Annotated in this window: 31 protein-coding genes and 1 pseudogene; 25 read left to right on the forward strand and 7 right to left on the reverse strand. The window is 64.7% G+C overall.

The annotated features are described in order from the left end of the window. Positions 1-255: 255 nt before the first annotated feature. Complete coding sequence (locus EPK82_RS05515) at positions 256-933, reverse strand: alpha/beta family hydrolase (protein ID WP_341870002.1); 678 nt, start codon at positions 931-933, stop codon at positions 256-258. A 101-nt stretch (positions 934-1,034) separates the two neighbouring features. On the opposite strand from EPK82_RS05515, the gene ccoN (EPK82_RS05520) reads away from it, so the two are divergent. The 14 genes from ccoN (EPK82_RS05520) to hemN all read left to right on the forward strand — a co-directional run bounded on the left by ccoN (EPK82_RS05520) (position 1,035) and on the right by hemN (position 14,779). Continuing rightward, complete coding sequence (ccoN, locus tag EPK82_RS05520; protein ID WP_134675982.1) at positions 1,035-2,474, forward strand: cytochrome-c oxidase, cbb3-type subunit I; 1,440 nt, start codon at positions 1,035-1,037, stop codon at positions 2,472-2,474. Beyond that, entirely contained in the window at positions 2,474-3,082 is a 609-nt protein-coding gene (gene ccoO, locus EPK82_RS05525) for a cytochrome-c oxidase, cbb3-type subunit II (RefSeq protein WP_134675983.1), read from the forward strand. The genes ccoN (EPK82_RS05520) and ccoO (EPK82_RS05525) overlap by 1 nt, the downstream gene beginning before the upstream one ends. 5 nt (positions 3,083-3,087) lie before the next feature. Continuing rightward, on the forward strand, positions 3,088-3,264 hold the full coding sequence (locus EPK82_RS05530; RefSeq protein WP_037057539.1) for a cbb3-type cytochrome oxidase subunit 3: 177 nt from the start codon (positions 3,088-3,090) through the stop codon (positions 3,262-3,264). Next, positions 3,261-4,187 carry a cytochrome-c oxidase, cbb3-type subunit III gene (gene ccoP / locus EPK82_RS05535; RefSeq protein ID WP_047589881.1) on the forward strand — a complete coding sequence of 309 codons (927 nt, stop codon included), beginning with the start codon at positions 3,261-3,263 and terminating at the stop codon, positions 4,185-4,187. Before EPK82_RS05530 ends, ccoP (EPK82_RS05535) begins: the two co-directional genes overlap by 4 nt. 343 nt (positions 4,188-4,530) lie before the next feature. After that, the gene (ccoN, locus tag EPK82_RS05540; protein WP_134675984.1) at positions 4,531-5,973 is read left to right on the forward strand and encodes a cytochrome-c oxidase, cbb3-type subunit I; all 1,443 of its coding nucleotides are present in this window, start codon (positions 4,531-4,533) and stop codon (positions 5,971-5,973) included. Next, a complete protein-coding gene (gene ccoO, locus EPK82_RS05545) occupies positions 5,973-6,581 on the forward strand; it encodes a cytochrome-c oxidase, cbb3-type subunit II (RefSeq protein ID WP_134675985.1) in 609 nt (202 codons plus the stop codon). Before ccoN (EPK82_RS05540) ends, ccoO (EPK82_RS05545) begins: the two co-directional genes overlap by 1 nt. Positions 6,582-6,587: 6 nt before the next feature. Beyond that, positions 6,588-6,770, forward strand: coding sequence for a CcoQ/FixQ family Cbb3-type cytochrome c oxidase assembly chaperone (locus EPK82_RS05550; RefSeq protein ID WP_037057020.1), 183 nt, complete (start codon positions 6,588-6,590; stop codon positions 6,768-6,770). Continuing rightward, entirely contained in the window at positions 6,767-7,762 is a 996-nt protein-coding gene (gene ccoP / locus EPK82_RS05555) for a cytochrome-c oxidase, cbb3-type subunit III (protein ID WP_037057022.1), read from the forward strand. Before EPK82_RS05550 ends, ccoP (EPK82_RS05555) begins: the two co-directional genes overlap by 4 nt. A gap of 161 nt (positions 7,763-7,923) precedes the next feature. Continuing rightward, a complete protein-coding gene (gene ccoG / locus EPK82_RS05560) occupies positions 7,924-9,336 on the forward strand; it encodes a cytochrome c oxidase accessory protein CcoG (protein WP_037057029.1) in 1,413 nt (470 codons plus the stop codon). Positions 9,337-9,349: 13 nt separating this feature from the next. Further along, positions 9,350-9,868: a FixH family protein gene (locus EPK82_RS05565; RefSeq protein WP_037057032.1), complete on the forward strand. Its 519-nt coding sequence runs from the start codon at positions 9,350-9,352 to the stop codon at positions 9,866-9,868. Positions 9,869-9,870: 2 nt separating this feature from the next. Continuing rightward, on the forward strand, positions 9,871-12,279 hold the full coding sequence (locus EPK82_RS05570) for a heavy metal translocating P-type ATPase (RefSeq protein ID WP_047590551.1): 2,409 nt from the start codon (positions 9,871-9,873) through the stop codon (positions 12,277-12,279). A 55-nt stretch (positions 12,280-12,334) separates the two neighbouring features. After that, positions 12,335-12,541 carry a cbb3-type cytochrome oxidase assembly protein CcoS gene (ccoS, locus tag EPK82_RS05575; protein WP_037057038.1) on the forward strand — a complete coding sequence of 69 codons (207 nt, stop codon included), beginning with the start codon at positions 12,335-12,337 and terminating at the stop codon, positions 12,539-12,541. After that, on the forward strand, positions 12,534-13,217 hold the full coding sequence (locus EPK82_RS05580; RefSeq protein ID WP_134675986.1) for a sulfite exporter TauE/SafE family protein: 684 nt from the start codon (positions 12,534-12,536) through the stop codon (positions 13,215-13,217). The genes ccoS and EPK82_RS05580 overlap by 8 nt, the downstream gene beginning before the upstream one ends. Positions 13,218-13,396: 179 nt before the next feature. Further along, on the forward strand, positions 13,397-14,779 hold the full coding sequence (hemN, locus tag EPK82_RS05585; protein WP_047587448.1) for an oxygen-independent coproporphyrinogen III oxidase: 1,383 nt from the start codon (positions 13,397-13,399) through the stop codon (positions 14,777-14,779). A 40-nt stretch (positions 14,780-14,819) separates the two neighbouring features. On the opposite strand, the gene EPK82_RS05590 is transcribed toward hemN, so the two are convergent. Continuing rightward, the gene (locus tag EPK82_RS05590; RefSeq protein ID WP_037057048.1) at positions 14,820-15,263 is read right to left on the reverse strand and encodes a DUF1931 family protein; all 444 of its coding nucleotides are present in this window, start codon (positions 15,261-15,263) and stop codon (positions 14,820-14,822) included. 153 nt (positions 15,264-15,416) lie between these two features. On the opposite strand from EPK82_RS05590, the gene fnr reads away from it, so the two are divergent. The 4 genes from fnr (at position 15,417) to EPK82_RS05610 (ending at position 18,692) form a co-directional block, all read left to right on the forward strand. Then, positions 15,417-16,151: a fumarate/nitrate reduction transcriptional regulator Fnr gene (fnr, locus tag EPK82_RS05595; RefSeq protein ID WP_037057050.1), complete on the forward strand. Its 735-nt coding sequence runs from the start codon at positions 15,417-15,419 to the stop codon at positions 16,149-16,151. A 43-nt stretch (positions 16,152-16,194) separates the two neighbouring features. Then, positions 16,195-16,743: an adenine phosphoribosyltransferase gene (locus EPK82_RS05600; RefSeq protein ID WP_037057052.1), complete on the forward strand. Its 549-nt coding sequence runs from the start codon at positions 16,195-16,197 to the stop codon at positions 16,741-16,743. A 69-nt stretch (positions 16,744-16,812) separates the two neighbouring features. After that, positions 16,813-17,628, forward strand: coding sequence for an ion transporter (locus EPK82_RS05605; RefSeq protein ID WP_037057066.1), 816 nt, complete (start codon positions 16,813-16,815; stop codon positions 17,626-17,628). A gap of 227 nt (positions 17,629-17,855) precedes the next feature. Beyond that, a complete protein-coding gene (locus tag EPK82_RS05610; RefSeq protein WP_134675987.1) occupies positions 17,856-18,692 on the forward strand; it encodes a metal-dependent hydrolase in 837 nt (278 codons plus the stop codon). A gap of 126 nt (positions 18,693-18,818) precedes the next feature. Here the strand turns inward: EPK82_RS05610 and EPK82_RS05615 are convergent, their stop codons facing one another. Continuing rightward, positions 18,819-19,526: a TetR family transcriptional regulator gene (locus EPK82_RS05615; protein ID WP_047587452.1), complete on the reverse strand. Its 708-nt coding sequence runs from the start codon at positions 19,524-19,526 to the stop codon at positions 18,819-18,821. A gap of 116 nt (positions 19,527-19,642) precedes the next feature. On the opposite strand from EPK82_RS05615, the gene EPK82_RS05620 reads away from it, so the two are divergent. From EPK82_RS05620 to EPK82_RS05630, 3 genes are all read left to right on the forward strand, one after another. Continuing rightward, entirely contained in the window at positions 19,643-21,196 is a 1,554-nt protein-coding gene (locus EPK82_RS05620; protein ID WP_134675988.1) for a flavin-containing monooxygenase, read from the forward strand. Next, positions 21,193-22,080: an SDR family NAD(P)-dependent oxidoreductase gene (locus EPK82_RS05625; RefSeq protein WP_037057057.1), complete on the forward strand. Its 888-nt coding sequence runs from the start codon at positions 21,193-21,195 to the stop codon at positions 22,078-22,080. Before EPK82_RS05620 ends, EPK82_RS05625 begins: the two co-directional genes overlap by 4 nt. A 195-nt stretch (positions 22,081-22,275) precedes the next feature. Further along, positions 22,276-22,524 (forward strand): hypothetical protein, encoded by a 249-nt coding sequence (locus EPK82_RS05630; RefSeq protein WP_134675989.1) that lies wholly within the window; start codon positions 22,276-22,278, stop codon positions 22,522-22,524. A gap of 78 nt (positions 22,525-22,602) precedes the next feature. Here the strand turns inward: EPK82_RS05630 and EPK82_RS05635 are convergent, their stop codons facing one another. The 3 genes from EPK82_RS05635 to EPK82_RS05645 are packed head-to-tail and all read right to left on the reverse strand — an operon-like array spanning position 22,603 to position 24,232. Then, the gene (locus EPK82_RS05635; RefSeq protein ID WP_037057059.1) at positions 22,603-22,818 is read right to left on the reverse strand and encodes a DUF3820 family protein; all 216 of its coding nucleotides are present in this window, start codon (positions 22,816-22,818) and stop codon (positions 22,603-22,605) included. Between the two features lie 46 nt (positions 22,819-22,864). Continuing rightward, positions 22,865-23,458 carry a 2-hydroxychromene-2-carboxylate isomerase gene (locus EPK82_RS05640; protein WP_134675999.1) on the reverse strand — a complete coding sequence of 198 codons (594 nt, stop codon included), beginning with the start codon at positions 23,456-23,458 and terminating at the stop codon, positions 22,865-22,867. Positions 23,459-23,500: 42 nt separating this feature from the next. Then, positions 23,501-24,232: an SDR family oxidoreductase gene (locus EPK82_RS05645; protein WP_134675990.1), complete on the reverse strand. Its 732-nt coding sequence runs from the start codon at positions 24,230-24,232 to the stop codon at positions 23,501-23,503. Between the two features lie 92 nt (positions 24,233-24,324). On the opposite strand from EPK82_RS05645, the gene EPK82_RS05650 reads away from it, so the two are divergent. From EPK82_RS05650 to EPK82_RS05665, 4 genes are all read left to right on the forward strand, one after another. Next, a complete protein-coding gene (locus EPK82_RS05650) occupies positions 24,325-24,891 on the forward strand; it encodes a TetR/AcrR family transcriptional regulator (protein WP_134675991.1) in 567 nt (188 codons plus the stop codon). A 48-nt stretch (positions 24,892-24,939) separates the two neighbouring features. Further along, on the forward strand, positions 24,940-25,590 hold the full coding sequence (locus EPK82_RS05655) for a YceH family protein (RefSeq protein ID WP_134675992.1): 651 nt from the start codon (positions 24,940-24,942) through the stop codon (positions 25,588-25,590). A gap of 32 nt (positions 25,591-25,622) precedes the next feature. Then, positions 25,623-25,937 carry an I78 family peptidase inhibitor gene (locus tag EPK82_RS05660; RefSeq protein WP_134676000.1) on the forward strand — a complete coding sequence of 105 codons (315 nt, stop codon included), beginning with the start codon at positions 25,623-25,625 and terminating at the stop codon, positions 25,935-25,937. A gap of 70 nt (positions 25,938-26,007) precedes the next feature. Next, positions 26,008-26,460, forward strand: a complete 453-nt coding sequence (locus EPK82_RS05665; RefSeq protein WP_037057064.1) for a MarR family winged helix-turn-helix transcriptional regulator — start codon at positions 26,008-26,010, stop codon at positions 26,458-26,460. A 127-nt stretch (positions 26,461-26,587) separates the two neighbouring features. Here the strand turns inward: EPK82_RS05665 and EPK82_RS05670 are convergent. Further along, positions 26,588-26,742: pseudogene (locus tag EPK82_RS05670) on the reverse strand (aspartate aminotransferase family protein); the annotation flags it as partial.

The raw sequence follows: 26,742 nt of genomic DNA on the forward strand, positions 1-26,742 counted from the left end.
TAATTTCAACAACCTAGCAAATGATCGAATACTCCACGCACCATCAAGGTGCGGCGCGATGTTGCCGTCACAACCTGTCGCCCCATTAGGTGGCGCAGGAGCGGCGAACGCCTCGCGATGCAGGCAGAGAGCCGGCACCACCCGCTCCACGCCGGACGCGGCCAGCTGTCCGTCACATTGCGTGACCGCCCGGTCAAGTGCAATCGCTTTCGCACGCAGGCGACGGCATGACCTGCCCCCGGCTGAAGCGCCCCCTCACTGCCTGGAGGCAAGAAACTCGGCAACGACCTGCACGGCCGTGTCGAGGTGCTGCTCATGAGTGTAGCCCGACGCCTTCAGCGGCTTGAGGTCGTGGTCGGCGGCAGCCAGCCAGTGCAGGTCGATGGCCGAGGACAGTGCGTAGGCGGCGACCGCCTCACGATTACCCAGCGCATCGCGTTCGCCCTGGACGATCAGCGTCGGCGTGCGCAGCTCGGCCAGGTGGGCAACGCGGGGCTTTTCCGGTTTTCCGGCAGCATAGAAAGGGTAGCCCAGGCAAACCAGGGCAGCCGCCCCCAGTTCGTCTGCCAGCAGACTGGCCATGCGCCCGCCCATGGACTTGCCGCCGATGGCCAGGGGCCCTGCGACGCGTTGGCGCACCTGGGCATGGACGTCACGCCATTGCTGCAGCAGTTGCGCCTGGGGATTGGGGGGGCGCTTGCGCCCATCCACACGGCGCTGGGCCATGTAGGCGAACTCGAAGCGCACCACGCGCACGCCGCACGCGGCGAGCCCCTGCGCCATGCGCTGCATGAACGGACTGTCCATCGCTGCGCCTGCCCCGTGCGCCAGGATCAGAGTGGCCGTTGCCGCCTGCGGCGGTTCGTCCCACAGCCAGGGCAGCCCCTGCTCACATTGATCGGCGTCAATAAACCCAGATGGCCCTTTGCTCATGCTTGCCTCGCGTCGATATCCGTGGTGTTCATGGCCTGCTCATGCCTAGGGGTGCCACGGATGTCGGCCGCTCTGCCATAACCGTGGATGGAAGCCCAGACATGAACACAACAACCCGTTCCGCCTACAACTACAGGGTGGTTCGCCAGTTCGCCATTATGACGGTGGTTTGGGGCATCGTCGGCATGGGACTCGGCGTATTCATCGCCGCCCAGCTGGCCTGGCCCGAACTGAACTTCAACCTACCCTGGACCAGCTTCGGCCGGCTCCGCCCACTGCACACCAATGCGGTGATCTTCGCCTTCGGTGGCTGCGCACTGTTCGCCACCAGTTACTACGCGGTGCAACGCACCAGCCAAACCACGCTGTTCGCACCCAAGCTGGCTGCCTTCACCTTCTGGGGCTGGCAACTGGTGATCGTGCTGGCCGCGATCAGCCTGCCGCTGGGCTGGACCAGCTCCAAGGAATACGCCGAGCTCGAGTGGCCGATCGATATCCTCATCACCATCGTGTGGGTGTCCTACGCCATCGTCTTCTTCGGCACCGTCATGCAACGCAAGGTCAGCCACATCTATGTGGGTAACTGGTTCTTCGGCGGTTTCATTCTCACCGTGGCGATCCTCCACCTGATCAACAACATGGAGATTCCGGTCACCCTGACCAAGTCCTACTCGCTGTACGCGGGTGCGACCGATGCGATGATCCAGTGGTGGTACGGCCACAACGCCGTGGGCTTCTTCCTGACCGCCGGCTTCCTGGGGATGATGTACTACTTCGTGCCCAAGCAGGCAGGTCGTCCGGTCTATTCCTACCGCCTGTCCATCGTCCACTTCTGGGCGCTGATCGCGGTCTACATCTGGGCCGGTCCGCACCATCTGCACTACACCGCGCTACCGGACTGGGCCCAGTCCCTCGGCATGGTGATGTCGCTGATTCTCCTGGCACCGAGCTGGGGCGGCATGATCAACGGCATGATGACCCTCTCCGGCGCCTGGCATAAGCTGCGCACCGACCCGATCCTGCGCTTCCTGGTGGTGTCCCTGGCCTTCTACGGCATGTCCACCTTCGAAGGCCCGATGATGGCCATCAAGACCGTCAACGCCCTGTCCCACTACACCGACTGGACCATCGGCCACGTGCACGCCGGTGCCCTGGGCTGGGTCGCCATGGTGTCGATCGGCTCGCTGTATCACCTGATTCCCAAGGTCTTCGGTCGCGAGCAGATGCACAGCATCGGCCTGATCAACGGCCACTTCTGGCTGGCCACCATCGGCACCGTGCTCTACATCGCCTCGATGTGGGTCAACGGCATCACTCAGGGCCTGATGTGGCGTGCAGTCAACGAAGACGGCACCCTCACCTACTCCTTCGTCGAAGCGCTGGAAGCCAGCCATGTCGGCTTCGTGGTGCGGGTGATCGGTGGCGCCATCTTCTTCAGCGGCATGCTGCTGATGGCCTGGAACGTCTGGCTGACCGTGCGTAGCGCCGAGTCGACCGAGATGGAAGCCGCTGCGCAGTTCTCGGTAGAAGGAGCCCACTGATGAAACACGAGATTCTCGAGAAGAACATCGGCCTGATGGCGCTGGTGATGATCCTGGCGGTCAGCATCGGTGGCCTGACCCAGATCGTTCCTCTGTTCTTCCAGGACGTCACCAACGAGCCGGTCGAAGGCCTCAAGCCTTACAACGCCCTGCAGCTCGAAGGTCGCGACATCTACATCCGCGAGGGCTGCGTCGGCTGCCACTCGCAGATGATCCGCCCGTTCCGCGCCGAGACCGAGCGCTACGGCCACTACTCCGTCGCCGGCGAAAGCGTCTGGGATCACCCCTTCCTGTGGGGCTCCAAGCGTACCGGTCCGGACCTGGCCCGCGTCGGCGGCCGCTACTCGGACGAGTGGCATCGCGCTCACCTGTACAACCCGCGCAACGTCGTGCCCGAGTCGAAGATGCCGGCCTACCCCTGGCTGGTGGAAAGCACCCTCGACGGCCAGGACACCGCCAAGAAGATGAGTGCCCTGCGCACCCTTGGCGTGCCCTACAGTGACGAGGACATCGCCGGGGCCGGTGATGCGGTCAAGGGCAAGAGCGAGATGGACGCGCTGGTCGCCTACCTCCAGGTGCTTGGCACCGCCGTGAAGAACAAGAGGTAAGCGCCATGTTGGAATTCATCGATGTGGGCACGCTGCGCGGGCTGGGTACCGCGCTGGTACTGATCGCCTTCACCGCAGTCACCTTCTGGGCCTATAGCGGCGAGCGCCGCGACGAGTTCAACGCAGCGGCCAACCTGCCGTTCGCCGACGACAAGCCCGATGTCTGGAGTAACGAAGCATGACCGCCTTCTGGAGCCTATACATCACCCTGCTCACCGTGGGCACGCTGATCGCGCTGTTCTGGCTGATCTTCGCCACCCGCAAGAGCGAAGTGCACAAGAACCCGACCGAGCAGACCATGGGTCATGCCTTCGATGGCATCGAGGAGTATGACAACCCGCTACCCAAGTGGTGGTTCATGCTGTTCCTCGGCACCCTGGTGTTCGGCGCGGCTTACCTGCTGCTCTACCCGGGCCTGGGCAACTTCAAGGGCCTGCTGCCGGGTTACAAGGACGGCTGGACCCAGGTCAACCAGTGGCAACGCGAGATGGATCGTGCCGATGAGCTGTACGGGCCGATCTTCGCCAAGTTCGCCGCCATGCCCATCGAGGACGTGGCCAAGGACGAGCAAGCCCTGAAGATGGGTGGCCGCCTGTTCGCCTCCAACTGCTCGGTGTGCCACGGTTCCGACGCCAAGGGCAGCTACGGCTTCCCCAACCTGGCCGACGACAGCTGGCGCTGGGGCGGCGAGCCGGAGACCATCAAGACCACCATCCTCAAGGGGCGTCACGGCATGATGCCGCCGCAGGGTGCGGTGATCGGCGAAGACGGCGTGCGCAACGCTGCCGCCTACGTCCTGACCCAGCTGGCGGGTCGCGAACTGCCGGAAGGTGAAGTCGCCGACGTCGCAGCAGGCGAGAAGATCTTCTCCACCACCTGCTTCGCCTGCCACGGCGCCAGCGGCACGGGCACCCCTGCCCTGGGTGCACCGGACCTGACCCGTCCGAGCGCATTCATCTACGGCAGCAGCTTCGCCCAGTTGCAGCAGACCATCCGCTATGGTCGCAGTGGCAACATGCCGCCTCAGGAAGACTTCCTGGGTAACGACAAGGCCCACCTGCTGGCGGCCTATGTGCTGAAACTGAGCCAGGGCAAGAACGAGTAACTCCCGCTTTGCCGGCGATCATCCCCTGGTCGCCGGCCCCTCCCCGCACCTGTGCGACCCAGTGTCGCACCTGCCGACCAATAGCCCTGCAATTTTCTTGATCTGGGCTAAGCTGCCTTTCAGTCGCCATCTGACACAACTCCAAGGCGATCCCTTCTTAGCGCTGCGCAAACTGGTTGCGCCAAAGCTGCCAGAGCTGTCTCCGGGGCCTGCCCGCAGTCCCCTTGAAAGGCTCTGAAACCCCGTTCGTGTCGGCATGTTGCGTTGCAATGGCTACCTGCTTTCTCCATACTTGCCGCCGATTTTTGCCCCATAAAACTCCATTAACCGTGGAACCCCTAGCATGAGCACAGCAATCAGTCAGACTGCTTATAACTATAAGGTGGTCCGCCAGTTCGCCATTATGACGGTGATCTGGGGGGTCATTGGGATGGGTCTAGGCGTGTTCATCGCCGCACAACTCGTGTGGCCAGAACTCAACCTGGGCCTGCCGTGGACCAGCTTCGGCCGTCTGCGTCCCTTGCATACCAACGCGGTGATCTTCGCTTTCGGCGGATGCGCCCTCTTCGCGACCTCGTACTACGTGGTCCAGCGCACCTGTCAAACGCGTCTGGTCTCCGACGGTCTGGCTGCCTTCACCTTCTGGGGTTGGCAAGCGGTCATCGTCCTGGCGGTGATCACCCTGCCCATGGGCTACACCAGCTCCAAGGAATACGCCGAGCTCGAGTGGCCGATCGACATCCTCCTGGGCGTGGTCTGGGTCACCTACCTGCTGGTGTTCTTCGGCACCATCATGAAGCGCAAGACCAAGCACATCTATGTGGGCAACTGGTTCTTCGGCGCCTTCATCCTGGTCACCGCGATGCTGCACATCGTCAACAGCATGGAAGTACCGGTCACCCTGACCAAGTCCTACTCCATGTATGCCGGTGCCACCGACGCCATGATCCAGTGGTGGTACGGTCACAACGCCGTGGGCTTCTTCCTGACCACCGGCTTCCTGGGCATGATGTATTACTTCGTACCCAAGCAGGCCGAGCGTCCGATCTACTCCTATCGCCTGTCCATCGTGCACTTCTGGGCGCTGATCACCCTGTACATCTGGGCCGGCCCGCACCACCTGCACTACACCGCACTGCCGGACTGGGCCCAGTCCCTCGGCATGGCGATGTCCGTGATCCTGCTGGCGCCGAGCTGGGGTGGCATGATCAACGGCATGATGAGCCTGTCCGGCGCCTGGCATAAGCTGCGCACCGACCCGATCCTGCGCTTCCTGGTGGTATCCCTGGCCTTCTACGGCATGTCCACCTTCGAAGGCCCGATGATGGCCATCAAGACCGTCAACGCCCTGTCCCACTACACCGACTGGACCATCGGCCACGTGCACGCTGGCGCCCTCGGCTGGGTAGCGATGATCTCCATCGGTTCGCTGTATCACCTGATTCCGAAGGTGTTCGGTCGCGAGCAGATGCACAGCATCGGCCTGATCAACGCGCACTTCTGGCTGGCCACCATCGGCACCGTGCTCTACATCGCCTCGATGTGGGTCAACGGCATCACCCAGGGTCTGATGTGGCGCGCGGTCAACGAAGACGGCACCCTCACCTACTCCTTCGTCGAAGCGCTGGAAGCCAGCCATGCGGGCTATGTCGTGCGCATGATCGGTGGTGCCTTCTTCGTCACCGGCATGCTGCTGATGGCCTACAACACCTACCGCACCGTGCGTGCCGCCAAGCCGGCTGAATACGATGCGGCTGCGCAGATTCCCGCCGGAGTAGCTCACTGATGAAACACGAAATCATCGAGAAGAATATCGGCCTGATGGCGCTGCTGATGGTGATTGCCGTCAGCATCGGTGGCCTGACCCAGATCGTCCCGCTGTTCTTCCAGGACGTCACCAACGAGCCGGTCGAAGGCCTCAAGCCCTACACCGCGCTGGAACTGGAAGGCCGTGACATCTACATCGCCAACGGTTGCGTTGGCTGCCACTCGCAGATGATCCGTCCGTTCCGCGCCGAGACCGAGCGCTACGGCCACTACTCCGTCGCCGGTGAAAGCGTCTGGGACCACCCCTTCCTGTGGGGTTCCAAGCGTACCGGTCCGGACCTGGCCCGCGTCGGCGGCCGTTACTCGGACGAGTGGCACCGCGCCCACCTGTACAACCCGCGCAACGTAGTGCCTGAGTCGAAGATGCCGGCCTACCCCTGGCTGGTCGAGAACAAGCTCGATGGCAAGGACACCGCGAAGAAGATGGAAGTCATGCGTGGCTTCGGCATCCCCTACACCGACGAAGATATCGCCGGTGCTCGCGATGCCGTGAAAGGCAAGACCGAAATGGACGCGCTGGTCGCGTACCTGCAGGTTCTCGGCACTTCCATCAAGAACAAACGGTAAGACGCCATGGATATCGGGACTATTCGCGGAATCGGCACGGCGGTGGTGTTCATCGCCTTCATCAGCGTGGTGCTCTGGGCCTACAGCAGCAAGCGCAAGTCGGGCTTCGACGAGGCCGCCAACCTGCCCTTCGCGGATGATCCCGAAACCAAGCGCGACCAAGACTCTTCCAGGAGCAATAACCAATGACCACGTTCTGGAGTTGGTACGTAACCATCCTCTCCCTGGGCACCATCTTCGCCCTGACCTGGCTGATCTTCGGCACCCGCAAGGGCCAGCGCCAGGAAGTGACCGACGAAACCGTCGGCCACAGCTTCGATGGCATCGAGGAGTATGACAACCCGCTGCCGAAGTGGTGGTTCATGCTGTTCGTCGCCACCATCATCTTCGCCCTCGGCTACCTGGCCCTCTACCCGGGCCTGGGCAACTGGAAGGGCCTGCTGCCGGGCTACGACTACGTCGACAGCGAGAGCAAGACCCCCTTCGCTGCCGGCGTACAGATCGCCGACGGTTCCATGCGTCACGCGGGCTGGACCGGCGTGCACCAGTGGGAGAAGGAAATGGCGCGCGCCGACGAGCAATACGGCCCGCTGTTCGCCAAGTACGCCGCCATGCCCATCGAGGAAGTGGCCAAGGACGAGCAAGCCCTGAAAATGGGTGGCCGTCTGTTCGCTTCCAACTGCTCGGTGTGCCACGGTTCCGATGCCAAGGGCAGCTACGGCTTCCCCAACCTGACCGACAACGAATGGCGCTGGGGCGGCGAGCCGGAAACCATCAAGACCACCATCCTCAAGGGTCGCGAAGGCGCCATGACGCCTCAGGGTCCGGTCATCGGCGAAGATGGCGTGCGCAACGTCGCCGCCTACGTCCTGACCCAGCTGGCGGGTCGTGAGCTGCCGGAAGGCACCGAAGCCGACATCGAAGCGGGCCAGAAGGTCTTCGCCGGTACCTGCTTCGCCTGCCACGGCGCCGACGGCAAGGGTACCCCTGCCCTGGGCGCCCCGAACCTGACCAACCCGGCAGCGTTCATCTACGGCAGCAGCTACGCGCAACTGCAGCAGACCATCCGCTACGGTCGTCACGGCAAGATGCCGGCCCAGGAAGAATTCCTCGGCAACGACAAGGTTCACCTGCTGGCCGCTTACGTCTATAGCCTGTCGCACAAGGCGCAGGAGCAGTAAGCGTAGAAGGACTCTTTTGACAAGGGTCAATGAACGCCCGGGTCGCGACTGCTGGTCGCACCCGGGCGTTGTCTTTCAGGCGTACCATATAGCCACCGTGAACTGACCCTGACCGGCACGCATCGGCCCGGGCTGCCAACCAACCGCCGTGGTATGCATTGATGAGCGAACAGATTCCCGTCCAGGACATCACCCCTCCTTCCGCCAAGAATGCCAGCGTCGATCTGTACGCCAGCCGCGAGAAGATCTACACCCGCGCATTCACCGGCCTGTTCCGCAACCTGCGTCGCGCAGGCGGAGCACTGCTGTTCATTCTGTTCTTCGGCACCGTCTGGCTGAACTGGGAAGGCCGTCAGGCCGTCTGGTGGAACCTGCCGGAGCGCAAGTTCCACATCTTCGGCGCCACCTACTGGCCACAGGACTTCATGCTGCTGTCCTGGCTGCTGATCATCTGCGCCTTCGGCCTGTTCTTCATCACCGTGTTCGCAGGCCGTGTCTGGTGCGGCTACACCTGCCCGCAGAGCGTGTTCACCTGGGTGTTCATGTGGGCCGAGAAGGTCACCGAGGGCGACCGCAACCAGCGCATGAAGCTGGACAAGCAGCAGATGAGCGGCCACAAGCTGGCACGCAAGGTGGCCAAGCACGGTATCTGGCTGGGCGTGTCCCTGCTCACCGCGATCACCTTCGTCGGCTACTTCACTCCCATCCGCGATCTGATTCCCGAGCTGCTGACGCTGCAGGCCGGCGGCTGGGCGCTGTTCTGGGTCGGCTTCTTCACCCTGGCCACCTATGGCAACGCCGGCTACCTGCGCGAACAGGTATGTATCTACATGTGTCCCTACGCGCGTTTCCAGAGCGTGATGTTCGACCAGGACACCCTGATCGTCTCCTACGATCCGCGTCGCGGCGAGTCTCGCGGCCCGCGCAAGAAGGACGCCGACTACAAGGCCCAGGGCCTGGGCGACTGCATCGACTGCAAGATGTGCGTGCACGTCTGCCCCACCGGCATCGACATCCGTGACGGCCTGCAGATCGAGTGCATCGGTTGCGCCGCCTGCATCGACGCCTGCGACAGCATCATGGAGAAGATGAACTATCCCAAGGGGCTGATCAGCTACACCACTGAACACAACCTGTCCGGACGCAAGACCCACCTGCTGCGCCCGCGCCTGATCGGGTACGCTGTCGCGCTCGTCGCCATGATCGGCCTGTTCGCCTGGGCCGTGGCCAACCGCCCGCTGGTCGAGCTGGACGTGCTCAAGGACCGTGTGCTGTTCCGCGAGAACGAGCGCGGCCACATCGAGAACGTCTACACCCTGAAGATCATGAACAAGGCGCAGCACGACATGACCTACGTGATCACCGCCGACGGTCTCGACGGCCTGGTCTACGAAGGCAAGCGCGAGGTTCGCGCCCTGGCGGGCGAGGTCTACTCCTTCCCGGTGGAACTCTCCATCGCGCCGGAGAAGCTGCCTTCCAGCGCCAACAACATCGTCTTCCACGTACAATCCGCGGATGACCCCAGTATCAAGAACGACGCCGACAGCCGCTTCATCGGCCCAAGCGTCCGCTGACAACGGAAAGAGCATGACCGAACACGCACCATCGCCAGCAAAACCCTGGTACAAGCAGTTCTGGCCCTGGTTCATCATCGCCCTGCTGGGCTACTCCGTGGTGCAGGGCCTGGCCCTGCTCACGCTGGCCACGCGCAATCCACCCGGGCTGATTTCCGATGACTACTACGACGTCGGCAAGGGCATCAACCAATCGCTGGAGCGCGAGCAACTGGCCGAGCGCCTGCAACTCCACGGCGAGCTGGTGCTCGATGGCGCCACCGGCGTCGCGACCCTGGTGCTGGAGGGCAACAGCCGCCCGCAGCAGATCGTCCTCAACCTGATCTCGCCGACCCAGCCGGAGCGCGATCGTCGCGTCATTCTACAGCCCGGCGCCGATGGCCAGTACCGTGGCCAGATGGTCGACCAGGTCAGCGGCCGGCGCTTCGTCGAACTGCTGGGCCAGGAAGGCAGCCAGAGCTGGCGCCTGTTCGAGGAAGAGAACATTGCCGACGGCAAGGCCATCATGATCGGTGACAATCCCTCCTACTGATCATGCCCGCCCCTACGCCCTGCTATCACTGCGGACTGCCGGTTCCCACCGGCAGCCATTTCCATGCCACGGTCCTCGGCCAGCCCCGTGACCTCTGCTGCCCCGGCTGCCAGGCCGTAGCGGAAGCCATCGTCGCCGGCGGCCTCGAGCACTACTACAGCCACCGCAGCGAAAACGCCGCCAACCCGCAGACCCTGCCCAAGGCCCTGCCCGACGAGCTGGCGCTGTACGACCGCAGTGACGTGCAACAGCCCTTCGTGCAGCACGAGGGCGAGCTGAGCGAAACCCAGCTGCTGATCGAAGGCATCAGCTGCGCCGCCTGCGGCTGGCTGATCGAGAAACACCTGCGTGGCGTACCCGGCGTGGCCGAGGCGCACCTGAACCTGTCCAACCACCGCCTGCAGGTGCGCTGGCAGGATAGCCAGATCCCGCTCAGCCAGTTGCTCGCCGAGCTGCGCCGCATCGGCTATGCCGCTCACCCCTGGCACGCGGACGAGGCCGCCGAGCGGCTGGCGGCGGAGAACCGCAGGCGCATGCGCGAGCTGGGCGTGGCCGGCCTGCTGTGGATGCAGGTGATGATGGCGGCCATGGCCACCTGGCCGGAATTCAACGTCGACCTGACGCCCGAGCTGGACAAGATCCTGCGCTGGACCAGCCTGTTCCTTACCACGCCCATCGTCTTCTACTGCTGCGGGCAGTTCTTCCGCGGCGCCCTGCGCGACCTGCGCACCCGCCACCTGACCATGGACATCTCCGTCTCCCTGGCGATCGGCGGGGCCTACGTCGCGGGCATCTGGTCCACCGTCACCGGAGTCGGCGAGCTGTACTTCGACGCCGTGGGCATGTTCGCCCTGTTCCTCCTCGCCGGACGCTATCTGGAGCGGCGTGCGCGCGAGAGAACCGCTGCGGCGACCGCGCAACTGGTCCAGTTGCTGCCTGCGTCCTGCCTGCGCCTGGCCGATGACGGCCAGAGCCAGCGCATCCTGCTCAGCGAACTGCAGGTCGGCGAACGGGTGCTGGTGCAACCCGGTTCGCTGGTACCTGCCGACGGGCGCATTCTCGCCGGCCAGTCCAGCGTCGACGAATCCCTGCTGACCGGCGAATACCTGCCGCAGGCGCGCGCTATCGGCGACAGCGTCACCGCCGGCACCCTGAACGTCGAAGGCCCGCTGACCGTGGAAGTCCAGGCCCTGGGCGATGCCACGCGGCTGTCCGCCATCGTCCGCCTGCTCGAACGTGCGCAGAGCGAGAAGCCACGCCTGGCGGAGATCGCCGATCGCGTTTCGCAGTGGTTCCTGCTGTTCATCCTGCTGGCCGCCGCCCTGGTCGGTTTCATCTGGTGGGAAATCGACTCCAGTCGCGCCTTCTGGGTCGTGCTCGCCCTGCTGGTCGCCACCTGCCCCTGCGCACTGGCCCTGGCCACACCGACGGCGCTGACCACCGCGACCGGCAGCCTGCACAAGCTGGGCATGCTGCTGACCCGTGGCCATGTCCTCGAAGGGCTCAACCATATCGACACGCTGGTGCTGGACAAGACCGGCACGCTCACCGAGGGACGCCTCACCCTGAGCGCCATCCATCCGCTGCGCGAACTGGATCAGGACAGCTGCCTGGCGCTGGCCGCCGCCCTGGAAAACCGCTCCGAGCACCCCATCGCCCGCGCCTTCGGCCAGGCACCACGGGCCGCCGATGCGGTCGACAGCCATCCGGGCCTGGGCCTGCAGGGCAGCGTCGACGGCCGTCTGCTGCGCATCGGCGAGGCCCGCTTCGTCTGCGCGCTGAGCGGCCAGGAGGTACCGGAGATTGCCGGAGAGCACGGCCAGTGGTTGCTGCTGGGCGACGAACAGGGGCCACTGGCCTGGTTCGTCCTCGACGATCGCCTGCGCGACGACGCTCCCGAGCTGATCGCCGCCGCCCGCGAGCGTGGCTGGCACATCCACCTGCTGTCGGGCGACAGCTCGCCGATGGTCGCCGAGGTGGCGCACCAGCTCGGTATCGAGGACGCCCGTGGCGGCCTGACACCGGACGCCAAGCTGGCAGTGCTCAAGCAGCTGCATGGCGAGGGGCGCCGTGTGCTGATGCTCGGCGATGGCGTCAACGATGTGCCGGTCCTGGCGGCAGCCGATATCAGCGTGGCCATGGGCTCGGCCTCCGACCTGGCCAAGACCAGCGCCGATGCGGTCCTGCTGTCCAACCGCCTGGGTAGCCTGGTACAGGGTCTGGCCATGGCCAGGCGCACGCGACGGATCATCATCGAGAACCTGTGCTGGGCGACGCTGTACAATGGCATGGTCCTGCCCTTCGCCGCGCTCGGCTGGATCACCCCCATCTGGGCGGCGGTCGGCATGTCGTTCAGCTCACTGCTGGTCGTGCTCAATGCCCTGCGCCTGAGCCGCAGCCCGAACAGCTAGGCACGAACCGCGCTCGGCGCTGTGCGTGCCTACCCATACGCCCCACGGAGACCGCATGCCCGCGCTCTACATCCTGATCCCCGTCGCCATCGCCCTGGTCGCCTTCGCCATCTGGCTGTTCTTCTGGGCCGTGGACAGCGGCCAGTACGACGACCTCGACGGCCCCGCGCACAGCATTCTCTTCGATGACGAAGACCCGCTGCACAAGGCGGGCGTGGAACAGGCCGAAGAGCAGAGCAAGCAGGACAAGCCCGATGCTTGAGCTGGCGCCCCTGCTGGTGTCAGCCCTGATTCTCGGCCTGCTCGGCGGCGGCCATTGCCTGGGCATGTGCGGCGGCCTGATGGGTGCCCTGACCCTGGCCATTCCTCCCCAACAACGTGCTCGCCGCCTGCAGCTGCTGCTGGCCTACAACCTCGGGCGCATCCTCAGTTACAGCGCCGCCGGGCTGCTGCTCGGCCTGGCGGGCTGGGCCGTGCGCGGCAGCGCCGCCGAGGTCGTCATGCGCAGCCTCGCGGCCCTGCTGCTGATCGCCATGGGCCTGTACCTGGCCGGCTGGTGGAGTGGCCTGACCCGCATCGAGGCGCTCGGCCGTGGCCTGTGGCGGTATATCCAGCCGCTCACCCGCCGCTTCATGCCGGTCAGCAGCCTGCCGCGCGCGCTGGTGCTCGGCGGCCTGTGGGGCTGGCTGCCCTGCGGCCTGGTCTACAGCACCCTGCTGTGGGCCTCCAGCCAGGGCGATGCCCGCGTCAGTGCCCTGCTGATGCTGGCGTTCGGTTTCGGCACCTGGCCGGTCCTGCTGGCCACCGGCCTCGCCGCCGAACGCATCACCGCCCTGCTGCGCCAGCGCGGCATCCGCATGGCGGGTGGCCTGCTGGTCATCCTGTTCGGCCTCTGGACCCTGCCCGGTCCGCACCAGCACTGGCTGATGGGGCATTGAAGGCGGCTGCAAGCCAGAAGCTGCAAGCTGCAAGCAGATGCACGATAGAAAGTGGCCGGATCGCTTTGGCGCCCGGCAGCGACGACAGCTCGACGCCCCACGCGCCCTTGATTCAGATCAAGCCGCCCGCCCAGCTGCATCCCTAGACTGGCCGCACAGCCTGACCAGGATTATTTCCCATGCTCGAAGCCATCCAGTGGGACGCCGATCTGATCCGCCGCTACGATCTCGCCGGCCCACGCTACACCTCCTACCCGACTGCCGTGCAGTTCCACGACGACATCGGTCCGTTCGACCTGCTGCACGCCCTGCGTGACAGCCGCAAGGCCGGCCGCCCGCTGTCGCTGTACGTGCACATCCCGTTCTGCGCGCACATCTGCTACTACTGCGCCTGCAACAAGGTGATCACCAAGGACCGTGGCCGCGCCCTGCCCTACCTGGAGAAGCTCGAGCGCGAGATCGAGATGGTCAGCCGCTACATCGGCAAGGAGCAGGTCATCGAGCAGCTGCACTTCGGCGGCGGCACGCCCACCTTTCTCAACCACGACGAGCTGCGCCGGCTGATGCAGCACCTGCGTCAGCACTTCAACCTGCTGGATGACGATTCAGGCGACTACAGCATCGAGATCGACCCCCGCGAAGCGGACTGGTCGACCATGGGCCTGCTGCGCGAGCTGGGCTTCAATCGCGTCAGCCTGGGCGTGCAGGATCTCGACCCGGAGGTGCAGCGTGCGGTCAATCGCCTGCAGACGCTGGAAGAAACCCGCGCCATCATCGAGGCCGCGCGCACCCTGCAGTTCCGCTCGGTGAACATCGACCTGATCTACGGCCTGCCCAAGCAGACGCCGGAGCGCTTCGCCCGTACCGTCGCGGAGGTGATCGCCCTGCAACCGGACCGCCTCTCGGTGTTCAACTACGCCCACCTGCCCGAGCGCTTCATGCCGCAGCGGCGCATCAACAGCGAGGACCTGCCAGCGGCAGCCGACAAGCTGGCGATGCTCCAGGCCAGCATCGAGCAGCTGGCCAACGCGGGCTACCGCTACATCGGCATGGACCACTTCGCCCTGCCGGATGACGAACTGGCGATTGCCCAGGAAGAAGGCACCCTGCAGCGCAACTTCCAGGGCTACACCACCCACGGCCATTGCGACCTGATCGGCCTGGGCGTGTCGGCCATCAGCCAGGTCGGCGACCTCTACAGCCAGAACGACAGCGACATCGCCAGCTACCAGCAAAGCCTCGGCAACGGCCAGCTGGCCACCCGTCGCGGCCTGCACTGCAACGCCGACGACCGCCTGCGCCGCGCGGTGATCCAGCAGCTGATCTGTCATTTCGAACTGGATTTCCGCGGTATCGAGCACGCCTACGCCATCGACTTCCGCGACTATTTCGCGGCTCTCTGGCCAGACCTGCAACGCCTGCATGACGACGGCCTGATCGAACTGGGCGAACACGGCATCCGCGTGCGCCCTGCCGGACGCCTGCTGGTGCGCTCGCTGTGCATGCTGTTCGACCGCTACCTGAACGACCAGGTGCGCCAACGCTTCTCACGGGTGATCTGAAGCGCCGAGCGCCAGCGCTGCCTGAGCGCTGGCAGGCGAGTCAGGCCACGGACAGGCTCGCCACCGTCTGCATCTGCTGCTCGGTGAGGTTGCTCTCACGGATCAGCTTGATCAGATTGGCATTGGCCGAGGTCAGGGCGCCGTTGAGTGACGCCAGCTCACTTTGCAGCCCTTCCAGTTGCTGGCGCTTCGCCTCCGGATCGAGGCTCTGATCGCTCATCAGCGCCTCGATCTGTGCCTGTTTCTCGGCGATCTGCGCGCGCAGCTCACGGATCATCTTCAGCAGGTCCTTGATCGCCCTGGGCAGGTCGCTGTCATCGATGTCCTTGTTCTTCTCGGCACTCGCCGACATGCTCTTGCCCAGGTTGGAAAGGCTCACGCGAAGCCCTTCGCGCACCTCCTCCGGGCTCCGTTCCACTGCGGTATTTTGTCGCTGAACACCCTGGACGAGATTGCCCAGCGGGCCGCCGATATCGATACGCATCACGCTGCTCCCTGCCTTGGACGATAGTGCTACAGTCTGCATCGGCCGCCGCAGGGCAAACTTGAGCATCCGGTCAGGCCTCAGATGGCTAGCCCCTGCCTGCCCCGCTGCGGTACCCTTACAAGCATTGCGTGTATATCGGGAAGCCCAACGATGTCCGAGAGCATCAAGTTGCGTACGCAACATCAAGCCCATTGCAAGGATTGCAGCCTGGCTGCCCTGTGCCTGCCCATTTCGCTGAACATGGAGGACATGGACGCGCTGGACGACATCGTCAAGCGTGGCCGTCCGCTGAAGAAAGGCGAGTTCCTGTTCCGCCAGGGCGATGCCTTCGGCTCCGTTTTCGCGGTGCGTTCCGGCGCCCTGAAGACCTTCGGCCTGAGCGATGGCGGCGAGGAGCAGATCACCGGCTTCCACCTGCCCAGTGAACTGGTCGGCCTGTCCGGCGTCGATGGCGAGCGCTACCCGGTCTCCGCCCAGGCCCTGGAAACCACCTCCGTGTGCGAGATTCCCTTCGAGCGCCTGGACGACCTGGCCCTGCAACTGCCGCAACTGCGCCGCCAGCTGATGCGCATCATGAGCCGCGAGATTCGTGACGATCAGCAGATGATGCTGCTGCTCTCGAAGAAGACCGCCGACGAACGCATCGCGACGTTCCTGGTCAACCTCTCGGCCCGTTTCCGCGCACGCGGTTTCTCGGCCAACCAGTTCCGCCTGGCCATGTCGCGCAACGAAATTGGTAACTATTTGGGCCTTGCGGTCGAGACGGTGTCTCGCGTATTTACCCGCTTTCAGCAGAACAAGCTGCTCGAAGCCGAGGGCAAGGAAGTGCACATTCTCGATCCCATCGAGCTGTGCGCCCTGGCCGGCGGCAATCTAGACGTTTGAGTTCGCACGATTCTCGCGGGCTCAACGCATTCAGGACCCCACGATGATTTTCGACGAATTCAGCATCAAGACCCTGATCCGCCCGGTACCGGACTTTCCCAAGCCGGGCGTGATCTTCCGCGACATTACTCCGCTGTTCCAGTCGCCACGCGCGCTGCGTCTGGTGGCCGACAGCTTCATCCAGCGCTACGTCGAAGCCGAATTCAGCCATATCGGCGCCATGGATGCACGTGGCTTCCTGATCGGCTCGATCATCGCCTATGAGCTGAACAAGCCGCTGGTGCTGTTCCGCAAGCAGGGCAAGCTGCCGGCGGATGTCCTCAGCGAGGGCTACCAGACCGAGTACGGCGAAGCCTTCCTCGAAGTGCATGCCGACAGCCTCTGCGAGGGCGACTCGGTGCTGGTCTTCGATGACCTGATCGCCACTGGCGGTACCCTGATCGCCGCCGCCAACCTGGTGCGGCGCATGGGCGCCGATGTGTTCGAGGCCGCCGCCATCATCGATCTGCCCGAGCTGGGCGGTTCGCAGAAACTCCAGGATGCCGGCATCGCCACCTTCACCCTGACCGCCTTCGCTCTCGACGACCATTGAGCCTCCGGGCCCGCCCTCTCGCGGCGGGTCACGCTCGGGTACCCATCGACCCTTCTCGCTGAAATGACCATGCAAGCATTCGAACTCGACCAATCACCCGACTGGCGCAAGCGCCTGGGTGCCCGGATGGACAGCCTGACCACGCAACGCGTGGTCACCCTGCTGATCATCATCAACGCCGCCATTCTCGGTCTGCAGACCTCGCCGTCGCTCATGGCGGACTGGGGCAAGCCACTGCTGATCCTCGACAGCCTGATCCTCGCCTGCTTCGTGATCGAGCTGGCGCTGCGCTTCGCGGCCCACGGCGTCGCCCTGCTGCGCAATCCCTGGGCGGTATTCGACTGCGTGGTGGTGGCCATCGCCCTGGTGCCCGCCAGCGGCCCCTTCGCCGTATTGCGCGCCCTGCGCGTACTGCGGGTGCTGCGTCTGGTCTCGATCAACCCGAGCATGCGCAAGGTGGTACAGGCCCTGCTCGCCTCGCTGCCCGGCATGGGCAGCATCGTCATGCTGATGGGGCTGGTGTTCTACGTCGCGGCGGTGATGGCCACGCAGCTGTTCGGCGCGAGCTTCCCTGAGTGGTTCGGTAACATCGGCGCCAGCCTGTACACCCTGTTCCAGGTGATGACCCTGGAAAGCTGGTCGATGGGCATCGTGCGCCCGATCATGGAACAGCACCCGTTGGCCTGGCTGTTCTTTGTGCCCTACATCCTCGTCGCCACCTTCATGATGCTCAACCTGTTCATCGCGGTGATCGTCAACGCCATGCAGAGCACTCACGAGCCGAGCGCCGAGGAGCTGGCCGCCGCCGCACGTGAACAGGCCATTCTCGATGAACTGCGCGCCCTGCGCAGTGAAGTGGCCGAACTGCGCCGCAATACGCCCTGATCCGCGCTACCGCGCGCCCGGCGTCTCGCGTCGGGTCGCGCCCCTCCCCAGGCAGCCTGGCAGCACACCCGCCTTAAGTTGGCGGCGCCAGGCGCCGCCACACCCGATAGTTACATCGTTCAATGACACAGTTGGCCTGTCGAGGTCCCGGCACCTCGACCCGAATGCTGTCACCCGGAGCCGCACGATAACCGGGAGCGCCAACTCCCCTTAAGAGGACACGAACGATGAGCGCCAGCGCCACCCTGCCCCAAACGAAATCCAGCTTCCCGGTTCGCCGCATGGATTTCAGCTTCAGCGAGACACCGAAATACTGGTTCTACGACGACCCTTTCATGAGCCAGTTCATGAACAACCTGTCGTCGCTTTTTCCCTACGGCGAGAAGTTCTTCGTCGACAGCGTACGGGCGGTCCGCGACCAGGTCAGCGAGCCGCAGCTGAAGAAGGACATCAGTGCCTTCATCGGCCAGGAGGCCATGCACTCCAAGGAGCACGCGGCGTACAACGACTACGCCAATGCCCACGATATCGATCTGGAGCGCCTGGAGCTGCGCATCAAGGTGCTGCTGGAATGGGTCACCCGCTTCAGCACCAAGAAGCATCGTCTGGCCGCCACCTGCGCCCTGGAACACTTCACCGCGACCATGGCCGAGCAACTGCTCAAGCGCGAAGACCTCACCACGCAGATGAACGACCCCAAGCTCTATCAGCTGTGGATGTGGCACGCGATCGAGGAGAACGAGCACAAGGCGGTCTGCTACGACGTCTACCAGAAGGTCTACGGCGGCTACTTCACCCGGACCCTGGTAATGCTGCTGACCACCGTGATCTTCTTCGGCGTGATCGGCTGGTTCCAGATCCACCTGCTGCGCAAGGATGGTCAGCTGTTCAACTGGCGCAGCTGGGGCTTCGGCCTGAAGAAGCTGTTCGGCCCGCGCAACGGCTTCTTCACCAAGCTGATCGGCCCGTACCTGGACTACTACCGCCCGGGCTTCCATCCGAAGGATCACGACACCGAGAAGCTGGAGAACCGCTGGCGCGAGCGCCTCGGCTTCAACAGCTGATACCCCTGCAGGGCGGCCCAGGCCGCCCTTTTTCATGCAAGTGCGCAGCCGCGAAAGGCATCGCGGCTGAAGCCGCTCCTGCAAAAGTCTTCCATGCCCTGCACATCTCACCGCAGCCGGCGTCCCTCAGCCCAGCCGCAGCTGCCCCATGCTCTGCAGCACGCTGGCGCCGGTGAACAGCATGACGATCTGCTCCTCGGCCAATGCACAGATCGCCTCGCGCCGATGCGGCTGGCCGATGTAGTCCAGCGACTGCTCGAACAGACTGCGGCTGATCAGCCCCGAAACCTGGCGCACGGCCGCCGCACTGACGATCCCCGGCAGCAGCTTGAACTCGACGATGTCCGCGGCCATGTCGTCGGCGAAATCATCCATCACCCGGCGCAGGGCCTCGCGCAGCACCGGTGAGGCGCCATGCAGTTCGCGGACACCGATGATGAAGGCCTCCGGGTGCGCGGCGACGAAGTCGAAGAACAGCTGCACCGTCTCGTGACAGACGCGCCGCCCACGCCCCAGGTCGATCCCCAGCAGCCTGGGCAGTGCCGGCCCCTGCTCCTTGACCGCGCGCTGTGCCGCCTCGCGGCGCAGGTCACGCAACGGCTGGCGCAACAAGCGGGTGATCTCGCCGATCACGTTCAGGCCGAGATCGTCGACATCACGAAAGTGCCGGTAGAAGGTATTGGGGTTGAGGCCCGCCTCGCGGGCCAGTTCGCGCAGCCCCAGGCTGCTGAGGCTGCGGCTGGTTGAGGTGAGGCGTAACGCCGCCTCCATCAGCAGGCGCTTGCCGGGCGCCTCGCTGGCCTTGTCACGCACCTGAGCTTCGTCGTCGTGCATCCCTTCCCCTATCTAAAGTTGGCTTGCTGGCCCGATGCCTTGCCGCCGAGTATACACATGTCTACCTTGGTATACAGATGTAGACACCAACAAGAACGACAAGCAGGAGTCCGGCCATGAATGCGCCCGTGTCACCCCCTACCGCTGCCCGCCATTGCAAGATCGCCATCCTCGGCAGCGGCTTTTCCGGCCTCGGCATGGCCATCCGCCTCAGGCAGCAGGGCGAGCAGGACTTCCTGCTGTTCGAAAAGGAGGCCGGCGTCGGCGGTACCTGGCGCGTGAACAATTACCCAGGCTGCGGCTGCGACGTGCAATCGCACCTGTACTCCTTCTCCTTCGAACCGAATCCGAACTGGACGCGCATGTTCGCCAAACAGCCGGAAATCAGGGCCTACCTGGAAGGCTGCTGGGAGAAATATCGCCTGCAGGACAAGACCCGGCTCGGCACCGAGGTGGTGGAGATCCGCTGGGACGAGCAGGCCGAGCTGTGGCACCTGCAGGATCGCGCAGGCAACCGCTACAGCGCGCAGTTCGTGGTGTCGGGGATGGGCGCCTTGTCCACGCCATCGATTCCCGCGCTCAAGGGCCTGGAGAACTTCAGTGGCGAGGTGTTCCACTCGCAGCAGTGGAACCACGACTACGACCTCTCCGGCAAACGCGTGGCGGTGATCGGCACCGGTGCCTCGGCCATCCAGTTCGTGCCGCAGATCCAGAAGCAGGTCGAGCACCTCGACCTCTACCAGCGCACCGCTCCGTGGATCATGCCCAAGCCGGATCGCGCCATCCGCGACAACGAGCGCAGCCGCTTCAAGCGCTTCCCGCTGGCGCAGAAACTCTGGCGCGGCGCCCTCTACGGCATCCTCGAGAGCCGGGTGATCGCCTTCGCCTTTGCCCCGCGCCTGCTGCGCATGGCCCAGGGAATCGCCAAGCTGTACATCAAGAAGCAGATCAAGGACCCGGTGCTGCGCGCCAAGGTCACCCCGGACTACACCATGGGCTGCAAGCGGGTACTGATCTCCAATGACTACTACCCGGCGCTGACCCAGGCCAATGTCGACGTGATCACCGATGGCATCGCCGAAATCCTGCCACATGGCGTGCGCACCAGCGACGGCCAGGAACGCGCCGTCGACGCGATCATCTTCGGCACCGGCTTCACCCCCAGCGATCCGTTGCCACGCGGCACGGTGTTCGGCCGTGGCGGCGTCGACCTGCTCGACACCTGGCCGGAAGGCCCGGAAGCCTACAAGGGCACCATGACCGCCGGCTTCCCCAACCTGTTCTTCCTGATGGGACCGAACACCGGCCTGGGCCACAACTCCATGGTCTACATGATCGAGTCGCAGATCACCTACGTGCTCGGTGCGCTGCGTCAGATCGACGACGGGCGCCTGCAGAGCCTGGAGCCCAAGCGCGAAGCGCAGGATGCCTTCAACAGGAAGATCCAGGGCACCCTCGGCGCCACGGTGTGGAACGCCGGCGGCTGCATGAGCTGGTACCTGCATCCGGTCAGCGGACGCAACTGCACGGTATGGCCCGGCTTCACCTGGCGCTATCGCATGCTGACCCGCCACTTCGACCCGCATGCCTACCACTTCAGCCGCAAGCAGGCCGCCCACCCGGCGCAAAGCAACGCCATCACCCTCGATGCCCAGGAGGTCAGCGCATGAAATCCTTCGAAAACAAGGTAGCCGCCATCACCGGCGCCGGCTCCGGCATCGGCCGCGCCCTCGCCTGGCACCTGGCTCGCCAGGGCTGCCACCTGGCGCTCTCCGACGTCAACGTCGAGGGCCTCAGGGAAACCGCCGAGCAGGCGCGCAAGCTGGGCGTCACCGTCAGCGAACAGCGCGTCGACGTTGCCGACCGCGCCGCCGTCGAAGCCTGGGCGGAGCAGATCGTCGTCGAGTTCGGCCGGGTCAACGCCATCTTCAACAATGCCGGCGTCGCCCAGGGCGGCACGGTGGAAGGCAACGACCACGCCGACTACGAGTGGATCATGAACATCAACTTCTGGGGCGTGGTCAACGGCACCAAGGCCTTCCTGCCCTATCTCAAGAATGCCGGCCAGGGCCATGTGATCAACGTTTCCAGCGTCTTCGGGCTGTTCTCGCAGCCCGGCATGAGCGCCTACAACGCCAGCAAGTTCGCCGTGCGCGGCTTCACCGAGTCGCTGCGTCAGGAGCTGGACATGGCCAACTGCGGGGTTTCCGCCAGCTGCGTCCACCCCGGCGGCATCCGCACCAACATCGCCAAGACCGCCCGCATGAACGACAGCCTGGCCAAGGTCACCGGCCAGGCCGCCGAGCAGGCACGCCAGCAGTTCAACGACCAGTTGCTGCGCACCACGCCGGAGCAGGCGGCCAAGGTCATCGTCAACGGCGTGCTGGCCAACAAGCGGCGCATCCTCATCGGTGCCGACGCCCATGTGCTGGACTGGATGCAGCGCAGCATGCCGGCGCTGTATCAGCGCCTGGTCACCCTGTCGATGCGCCTGGCCGCACGCTTCGCTCCGAGGCCGCGCAATGCCGGCAAGGCCAGCGAAGCGACCGAATAGCAGGCCGCGTGCGAACACAGGGCCGGCTCACTGCCGGCCCTGTGCGTTTGTCGGGTAGTGCCCGGGGCGTCCGCAGCTGCGCTAAGGTATGGCAATAGACGCACCCTCATCCACGCGGCGCCGCCACCGGCCCCGGCTGGAACCTCGGTGCGGCGTCGGCACCGAGGGCGGCACCTTGATTCAGAAGGTGGCCTCATGAGCGTACTCACCTGCACCCACCGCGACCACACCATCCGCGCCAGTGTCATGGAGCACCCCGGCCTGCCCACGCCCTGGGCCGGCGGTTGCCAGATCACCGATCCTGCCGGCCACACCAGCAAGCGCCAGACGCTGCCGGTGGACTACGCCTTCATGGATGACCTGGACAAGGCCCAGCACGCCTCCATCGCGCACGGCAGATGGCTGGTGGACCAGAAACTGGACCACGGTCGCAACTGGCACTGACCGCGCCCTGCGTGCACGAGCGGGGCGCCAGCCCGCCAGCCGCGCAGCGGCTCCTGGCGCTCCCGCTGCAGCCCTGGGCTAGCTGCGGTCGCGCAGCGGATCGAGCAACGGCTTGAGGCCGTTGTGATCGATCTCCTGCATCAGTGCCAGCAGCTGGCCCAGCTCGCCCTTGGGAAAACCCGCGCGAGCGAACCAGTTGAGGTAGTGCCCGGGCAGGTCGGCGATCAACCGGTCCTTGTACTTGCCGTACGGCATGCGGCGGGTCACCAGGAGTTTCAGCGCTTCGGGGTTCATCGTTCGCTCGGGTCGTCGAAAAACAATCCGCCCATTGTGCCAGGCCTCAGCGACTCAATGCCTCACGCACGAACTCCAGGCGGTCCTGGCCGAAGTACATGTCGTCTCCGACGAAGCAGGTCGGCGCACCGAACACGCCACGCCTGACCGCTTCCTCGGTGGTCGCCTTCAGCGCGTCCTTCACTGCGGGCTCGCCGATCTGCTGCTGCAACGCCGCAGCGTCGAGGCCGGCCGCCGCCAGTACTTCCGCGACCCTGGCAGGGTCGCCCATGTTCACGCCATCCACCCAGGTCGCCTGGAACAGCGCCTGCAGGGCATCGTCGAGGCGCTCGGGCTGGTGCAGCTGCACCGCCACCAGCAGGCGCATGAGGCTCAGGGTGTTGATCGGAAAATGCGGATTGAAACGCATCGGCACGCCGTAGCGCTCGGCGTAACGCGCCAGGTCGCGAATCATGTAACGCCCCTTGGCCGGAATCATCGCCGGCGAGGCGTTACCGGTCGCCTGAAAGACGCCGCCCAGCAGCATCGGCCGATAGACCAGCGCAGCGCCACAGTCGCGGCACAGCGCCGGTAGCTGGGTATGGGCCAGGTAGGAGGCCGGGCTGCCCAGGTCGAAGAAGAACTCCACCGTCTTGCTCATCAGCTTCACTCGCTCGTTGTTGTGGTTATCGGCTTGCACAGGTTACCAGCGCTCCATCCACGGCCGCAGGTCCAGCTCGAACGTCCAGGCATCGCGAGGCTGGGCGTGCAGGAACCAGTAGCTGTCGGCGATGTGCTCAGGGTCGAGGATGCCATCCTGATCCTTCCTGGCATACAGCTCGGGGAAGCTGTCACGAATGAAGGCCGTGTCGATCGCCCCGTCCACCACCACATGGGCCACGTGGACGTTCAACGGCCCCAGCTCGCGCGCCATGCTCTGCGCCAGGGCGCGAATGCCGTGCTTGGCCCCGGCGAAGGCGGCGAAGCCGGCGGCGCCACGCAGGCCTGCAGTCGCCCCGGTGAAGAGAATGGTGCCGCGACCACGCCCGACCATGCGCCTGGCCACCGCCTGGCTGGTGAGGAAGCCGGCGAAGCAGGCCATTTCCCAGATCTTGAAATACTTGCGTGCGGTTTCATCGAGAATGCTGCAGGGCACGTTAGCGCCGATGTTGAAGACCATCACCTCGATGGGGCCGATATCCCGCTCGATGTGCTCGACCAGTTCGGCCACCTGTTCTTCACGCCGCGCATCGGAAGCAAAGCCATGGGCTTCGCCGCCCTCGTTACGGATCTGCTCCAGCAACGGCTGTAACTTGTCCAGGCTACGCCGGGTGACGCAGGCCACATAGCCTTCGCGGGCGAAACGCCGGGCAATGGCGCCGCCGGTGGCATCACCGGCGCCGATGATCAAAGCGACTTTCTTGTTCTCGTTCATGGCTTTCTCCTTTTAACTAACGATCGTTAGCTGAACGAACGTTATGCTATGCTCCCGGACAGGTCAAGCCACCCTCATCCACGGAGCCTCTCATGCGTTATTCCGCCGAACACAAGGCCGAAACCCGCGAACGTCTGCTCGCCAGCAGCGGCGCCATCGCCAAGCAGCAGGGCTTTGCCGTGACTGGCGTGGATGCGCTGATGAAAACCATAGGCCTGACCGGCGCGGCGTTCTACAGCCACTTCCCGAGCAAGGACGAGCTGTTCGCCGAGCTGATCGAACGCGAGCTGCGTATCAGCCTGCAGCGCCTGGGGGGCGAGCCGGGCGCTGCCGGGCATGACAAGCTGCAGCGCTGCCTGGCGGCCTACCTCAGCCTGGCGCATGTCGAGCAACCCGACAAAGGCTGCGTGTTGCCGAGCCTGGGCGCCGAGATCGCGCGTGCCGACGAGCGCGTCCGGCAGCGCACCGAGCAGCAGATTCTGCAACTGCAGGAAACCTGGGCCGAGATCATCGGCGACCGTCAGCTGGCCTGGACGATCCTCGCGCAATGCCTGGGCAGCCTGCTGCTGGCACGCATGCTGGCCAGTCAGGACACGCGCCAGCAGGTGCTGGATGCCAGCCTGGACATGCTCGAACACACATTGAAGCCTGTCGGCTGAGCACGTATGCCGTTAACCTAGACGGAACATCCCTGCCAGGACCGCACCATGTCCCACCCCCCTTCCCCGCTGGTTGGCGAAAGCCCCCTGCATGCGATCGAGGTCCGCATCCTCGGTTGCCTGATCGAGAAGCAGCTGACCACCCCGGAAAGCTATCCGCTGACGCTCAATGCCGTGCAACTGGCCTGCAACCAGAAGACCAGCCGTGAACCGCTGATGAACCTCGAATCCGGCGAAGTCGGGCGCTACCTGCGCAGCCTGGAAGGTCGGCAACTGGTGCACCTGCAGATGGGCAGCCGGGCGGACCGCTGGGAACAGCGCTGCGACAAGCAACTGGAACTGGTCAAGCCGCAGACGGTGCTGCTCGGCCTGCTCATGCTGCGCGGACCGCAGACGCTCAACGAACTGCTGACCCGCAGCAACCGCATGTACGACTTCGATGACGTGGCCGAAATCCAGCACCAGCTGGAACGCCTGATCGGTCGCGGCCTGGCCATGCTGCTGCCGCGCCAGACGGGCCAGCGCGAGGACCGCTACATGCATCTGCTGGGTGAACCGGCGGACCTCGAAAGCCTGCTGGCCAGCCGCCCGAGTGGCCGCAGCGAGGCCGCGGCACCTAACGAAGATCGCCTGGTCGAACTGGAAGCGCGCATCGCTGCGCTGGAAGAACGTCTGGCGCGCCTAGAAGGCGCGCAATGACCGCTACCCCCATGGAAAAGGAGCCCAACGCGTTGAACCTCAAGACTCGTTTCAGCCTGATCATTGTCACTGCCCTGCTCGCAGCCGGCTGCAGCAGCACCGCGGAAAAATCCCAACCGGCAGTCACCCCTGCCGACCCCAGTCAGGGCTGCACCTCCTCGGCGGTGGAGCACCTGAAGGGCGAGACCGCGACCCCCGAGCTGCTGGAGCAGGCACGCCAGCAGGCGGGCGCCAGTACCGCGCGCATACTGACACCCGGCAGCGTGGTGACCCTGGAATACAATAGACAGCGTCTCAACCTCAACGTCGATGACCAACGCGTGATCACCCGCGTTTCCTGCGGCTGATTGCAGCGCTGCGGATCGCTCCGCAGCGCTTGCGCCGACACTGCCCACCACCCTTGCACAGGCCAACGCCATGACCTCCCAAGTGGAACCCTGCGCCGAGCTGATGCTGGACAACCAGCTGTGCTTCGCCCTCTATTCCACCTCGCTGATGATGACCAAGACCTACAAGCCATTGCTGCAGGCACTCGGTCTTACCTACCCGCAGTATCTGGCAATGCTGGTGCTGTGGGAGAACGAGGGCATTACCGTCAGCGAGATCAGCGCGCGCATGCTGACCGATCCCGGCTCGCTGACGCCGCTGCTCAAGCGCCTGGAGAGCGAAGGCCTGCTGCAGCGCCAGCGCAGCAGCCAGGATGAGCGTGTCGTGCAGCTGTACCTGACCGACAAGGGCCGTGCCCTTCACGAGCAGGCCAAGGCCTTGCCGGCGTGCATCCTCAAGGCCTCCGGCCTCAACATCGACCAGCTGGGCGACCTGCGCGATGACCTGGTGGCCTTGCGCAAGCACCTGCAGGACGCCCTCTGAAGCAACGCCTGCTTCTGCCCGGCCTGCGCATGAAAAAAGACCCCGCGACCGTCACCGGTCGCGGGGTCTTGCTTTGTCGAGCGGGTGGCGGCCACGGCCCGCACTGCCGTGAACAGGACGCCAGGGCTCATGCCTGATTGCGCACCTGCTCCCAGGTCAGATCCAGGCACTTGCGTGCTTTTTCCACCAGTTCGTCCACTTCCGCCTGGCTGATCACCAGCGGCGGCGCGATGATCATGGTGTCGCCCACGGCGCGCATGATCAGACCGTTATTAAAGCAGT

The organism is Ectopseudomonas khazarica (genome assembly GCF_004521985.1).
Taxonomy (GTDB): Bacteria; Pseudomonadota; Gammaproteobacteria; order Pseudomonadales; family Pseudomonadaceae; genus Aquipseudomonas; species Aquipseudomonas khazarica.

Coding starts and splice junctions, on each gene's coding strand:
- EPK82_RS05630 (WP_134675989.1), top strand. CDS start 22,276: ATGAGCGTACTCACCTGCACCCACCGCGACCACACCATCCGCGCCAGT.
- EPK82_RS05605 (WP_037057066.1), top strand. CDS start 16,813: ATGCAAGCATTCGAACTCGACCAATCACCCGACTGGCGCAAGCGCCTG.
- EPK82_RS05515 (WP_341870002.1), bottom strand. CDS start 933: ATGAGCAAAGGGCCATCTGGGTTTATTGACGCCGATCAATGTGAGCAG.
- EPK82_RS05645 (WP_134675990.1), bottom strand. CDS start 24,232: ATGAACGAGAACAAGAAAGTCGCTTTGATCATCGGCGCCGGTGATGCC.
- EPK82_RS05570 (WP_047590551.1), top strand. CDS start 9,871: ATGCCCGCCCCTACGCCCTGCTATCACTGCGGACTGCCGGTTCCCACC.
- hemN (WP_047587448.1), top strand. CDS start 13,397: ATGCTCGAAGCCATCCAGTGGGACGCCGATCTGATCCGCCGCTACGAT.
- ccoS (WP_037057038.1), top strand. CDS start 12,335: ATGCCCGCGCTCTACATCCTGATCCCCGTCGCCATCGCCCTGGTCGCC.
- EPK82_RS05530 (WP_037057539.1), top strand. CDS start 3,088: ATGTTGGAATTCATCGATGTGGGCACGCTGCGCGGGCTGGGTACCGCG.
- ccoO (WP_134675983.1), top strand. CDS start 2,474: ATGAAACACGAGATTCTCGAGAAGAACATCGGCCTGATGGCGCTGGTG.
- EPK82_RS05665 (WP_037057064.1), top strand. CDS start 26,008: ATGACCTCCCAAGTGGAACCCTGCGCCGAGCTGATGCTGGACAACCAG.
- EPK82_RS05610 (WP_134675987.1), top strand. CDS start 17,856: ATGAGCGCCAGCGCCACCCTGCCCCAAACGAAATCCAGCTTCCCGGTT.
- EPK82_RS05550 (WP_037057020.1), top strand. CDS start 6,588: ATGGATATCGGGACTATTCGCGGAATCGGCACGGCGGTGGTGTTCATC.
- EPK82_RS05655 (WP_134675992.1), top strand. CDS start 24,940: ATGTCCCACCCCCCTTCCCCGCTGGTTGGCGAAAGCCCCCTGCATGCG.
- ccoG (WP_037057029.1), top strand. CDS start 7,924: ATGAGCGAACAGATTCCCGTCCAGGACATCACCCCTCCTTCCGCCAAG.
- fnr (WP_037057050.1), top strand. CDS start 15,417: ATGTCCGAGAGCATCAAGTTGCGTACGCAACATCAAGCCCATTGCAAG.
- EPK82_RS05635 (WP_037057059.1), bottom strand. CDS start 22,818: ATGAACCCCGAAGCGCTGAAACTCCTGGTGACCCGCCGCATGCCGTAC.
- ccoP (WP_047589881.1), top strand. CDS start 3,261: ATGACCGCCTTCTGGAGCCTATACATCACCCTGCTCACCGTGGGCACG.
- EPK82_RS05565 (WP_037057032.1), top strand. CDS start 9,350: ATGACCGAACACGCACCATCGCCAGCAAAACCCTGGTACAAGCAGTTC.
- EPK82_RS05600 (WP_037057052.1), top strand. CDS start 16,195: ATGATTTTCGACGAATTCAGCATCAAGACCCTGATCCGCCCGGTACCG.
- ccoN (WP_134675982.1), top strand. CDS start 1,035: ATGAACACAACAACCCGTTCCGCCTACAACTACAGGGTGGTTCGCCAG.
- ccoP (WP_037057022.1), top strand. CDS start 6,767: ATGACCACGTTCTGGAGTTGGTACGTAACCATCCTCTCCCTGGGCACC.
- EPK82_RS05590 (WP_037057048.1), bottom strand. CDS start 15,263: ATGCGTATCGATATCGGCGGCCCGCTGGGCAATCTCGTCCAGGGTGTT.
- EPK82_RS05640 (WP_134675999.1), bottom strand. CDS start 23,458: ATGAGCAAGACGGTGGAGTTCTTCTTCGACCTGGGCAGCCCGGCCTCC.
- ccoN (WP_134675984.1), top strand. CDS start 4,531: ATGAGCACAGCAATCAGTCAGACTGCTTATAACTATAAGGTGGTCCGC.
- EPK82_RS05625 (WP_037057057.1), top strand. CDS start 21,193: ATGAAATCCTTCGAAAACAAGGTAGCCGCCATCACCGGCGCCGGCTCC.
- EPK82_RS05620 (WP_134675988.1), top strand. CDS start 19,643: ATGAATGCGCCCGTGTCACCCCCTACCGCTGCCCGCCATTGCAAGATC.
- EPK82_RS05615 (WP_047587452.1), bottom strand. CDS start 19,526: ATGCACGACGACGAAGCTCAGGTGCGTGACAAGGCCAGCGAGGCGCCC.
- EPK82_RS05580 (WP_134675986.1), top strand. CDS start 12,534: ATGCTTGAGCTGGCGCCCCTGCTGGTGTCAGCCCTGATTCTCGGCCTG.
- EPK82_RS05650 (WP_134675991.1), top strand. CDS start 24,325: ATGCGTTATTCCGCCGAACACAAGGCCGAAACCCGCGAACGTCTGCTC.
- ccoO (WP_134675985.1), top strand. CDS start 5,973: ATGAAACACGAAATCATCGAGAAGAATATCGGCCTGATGGCGCTGCTG.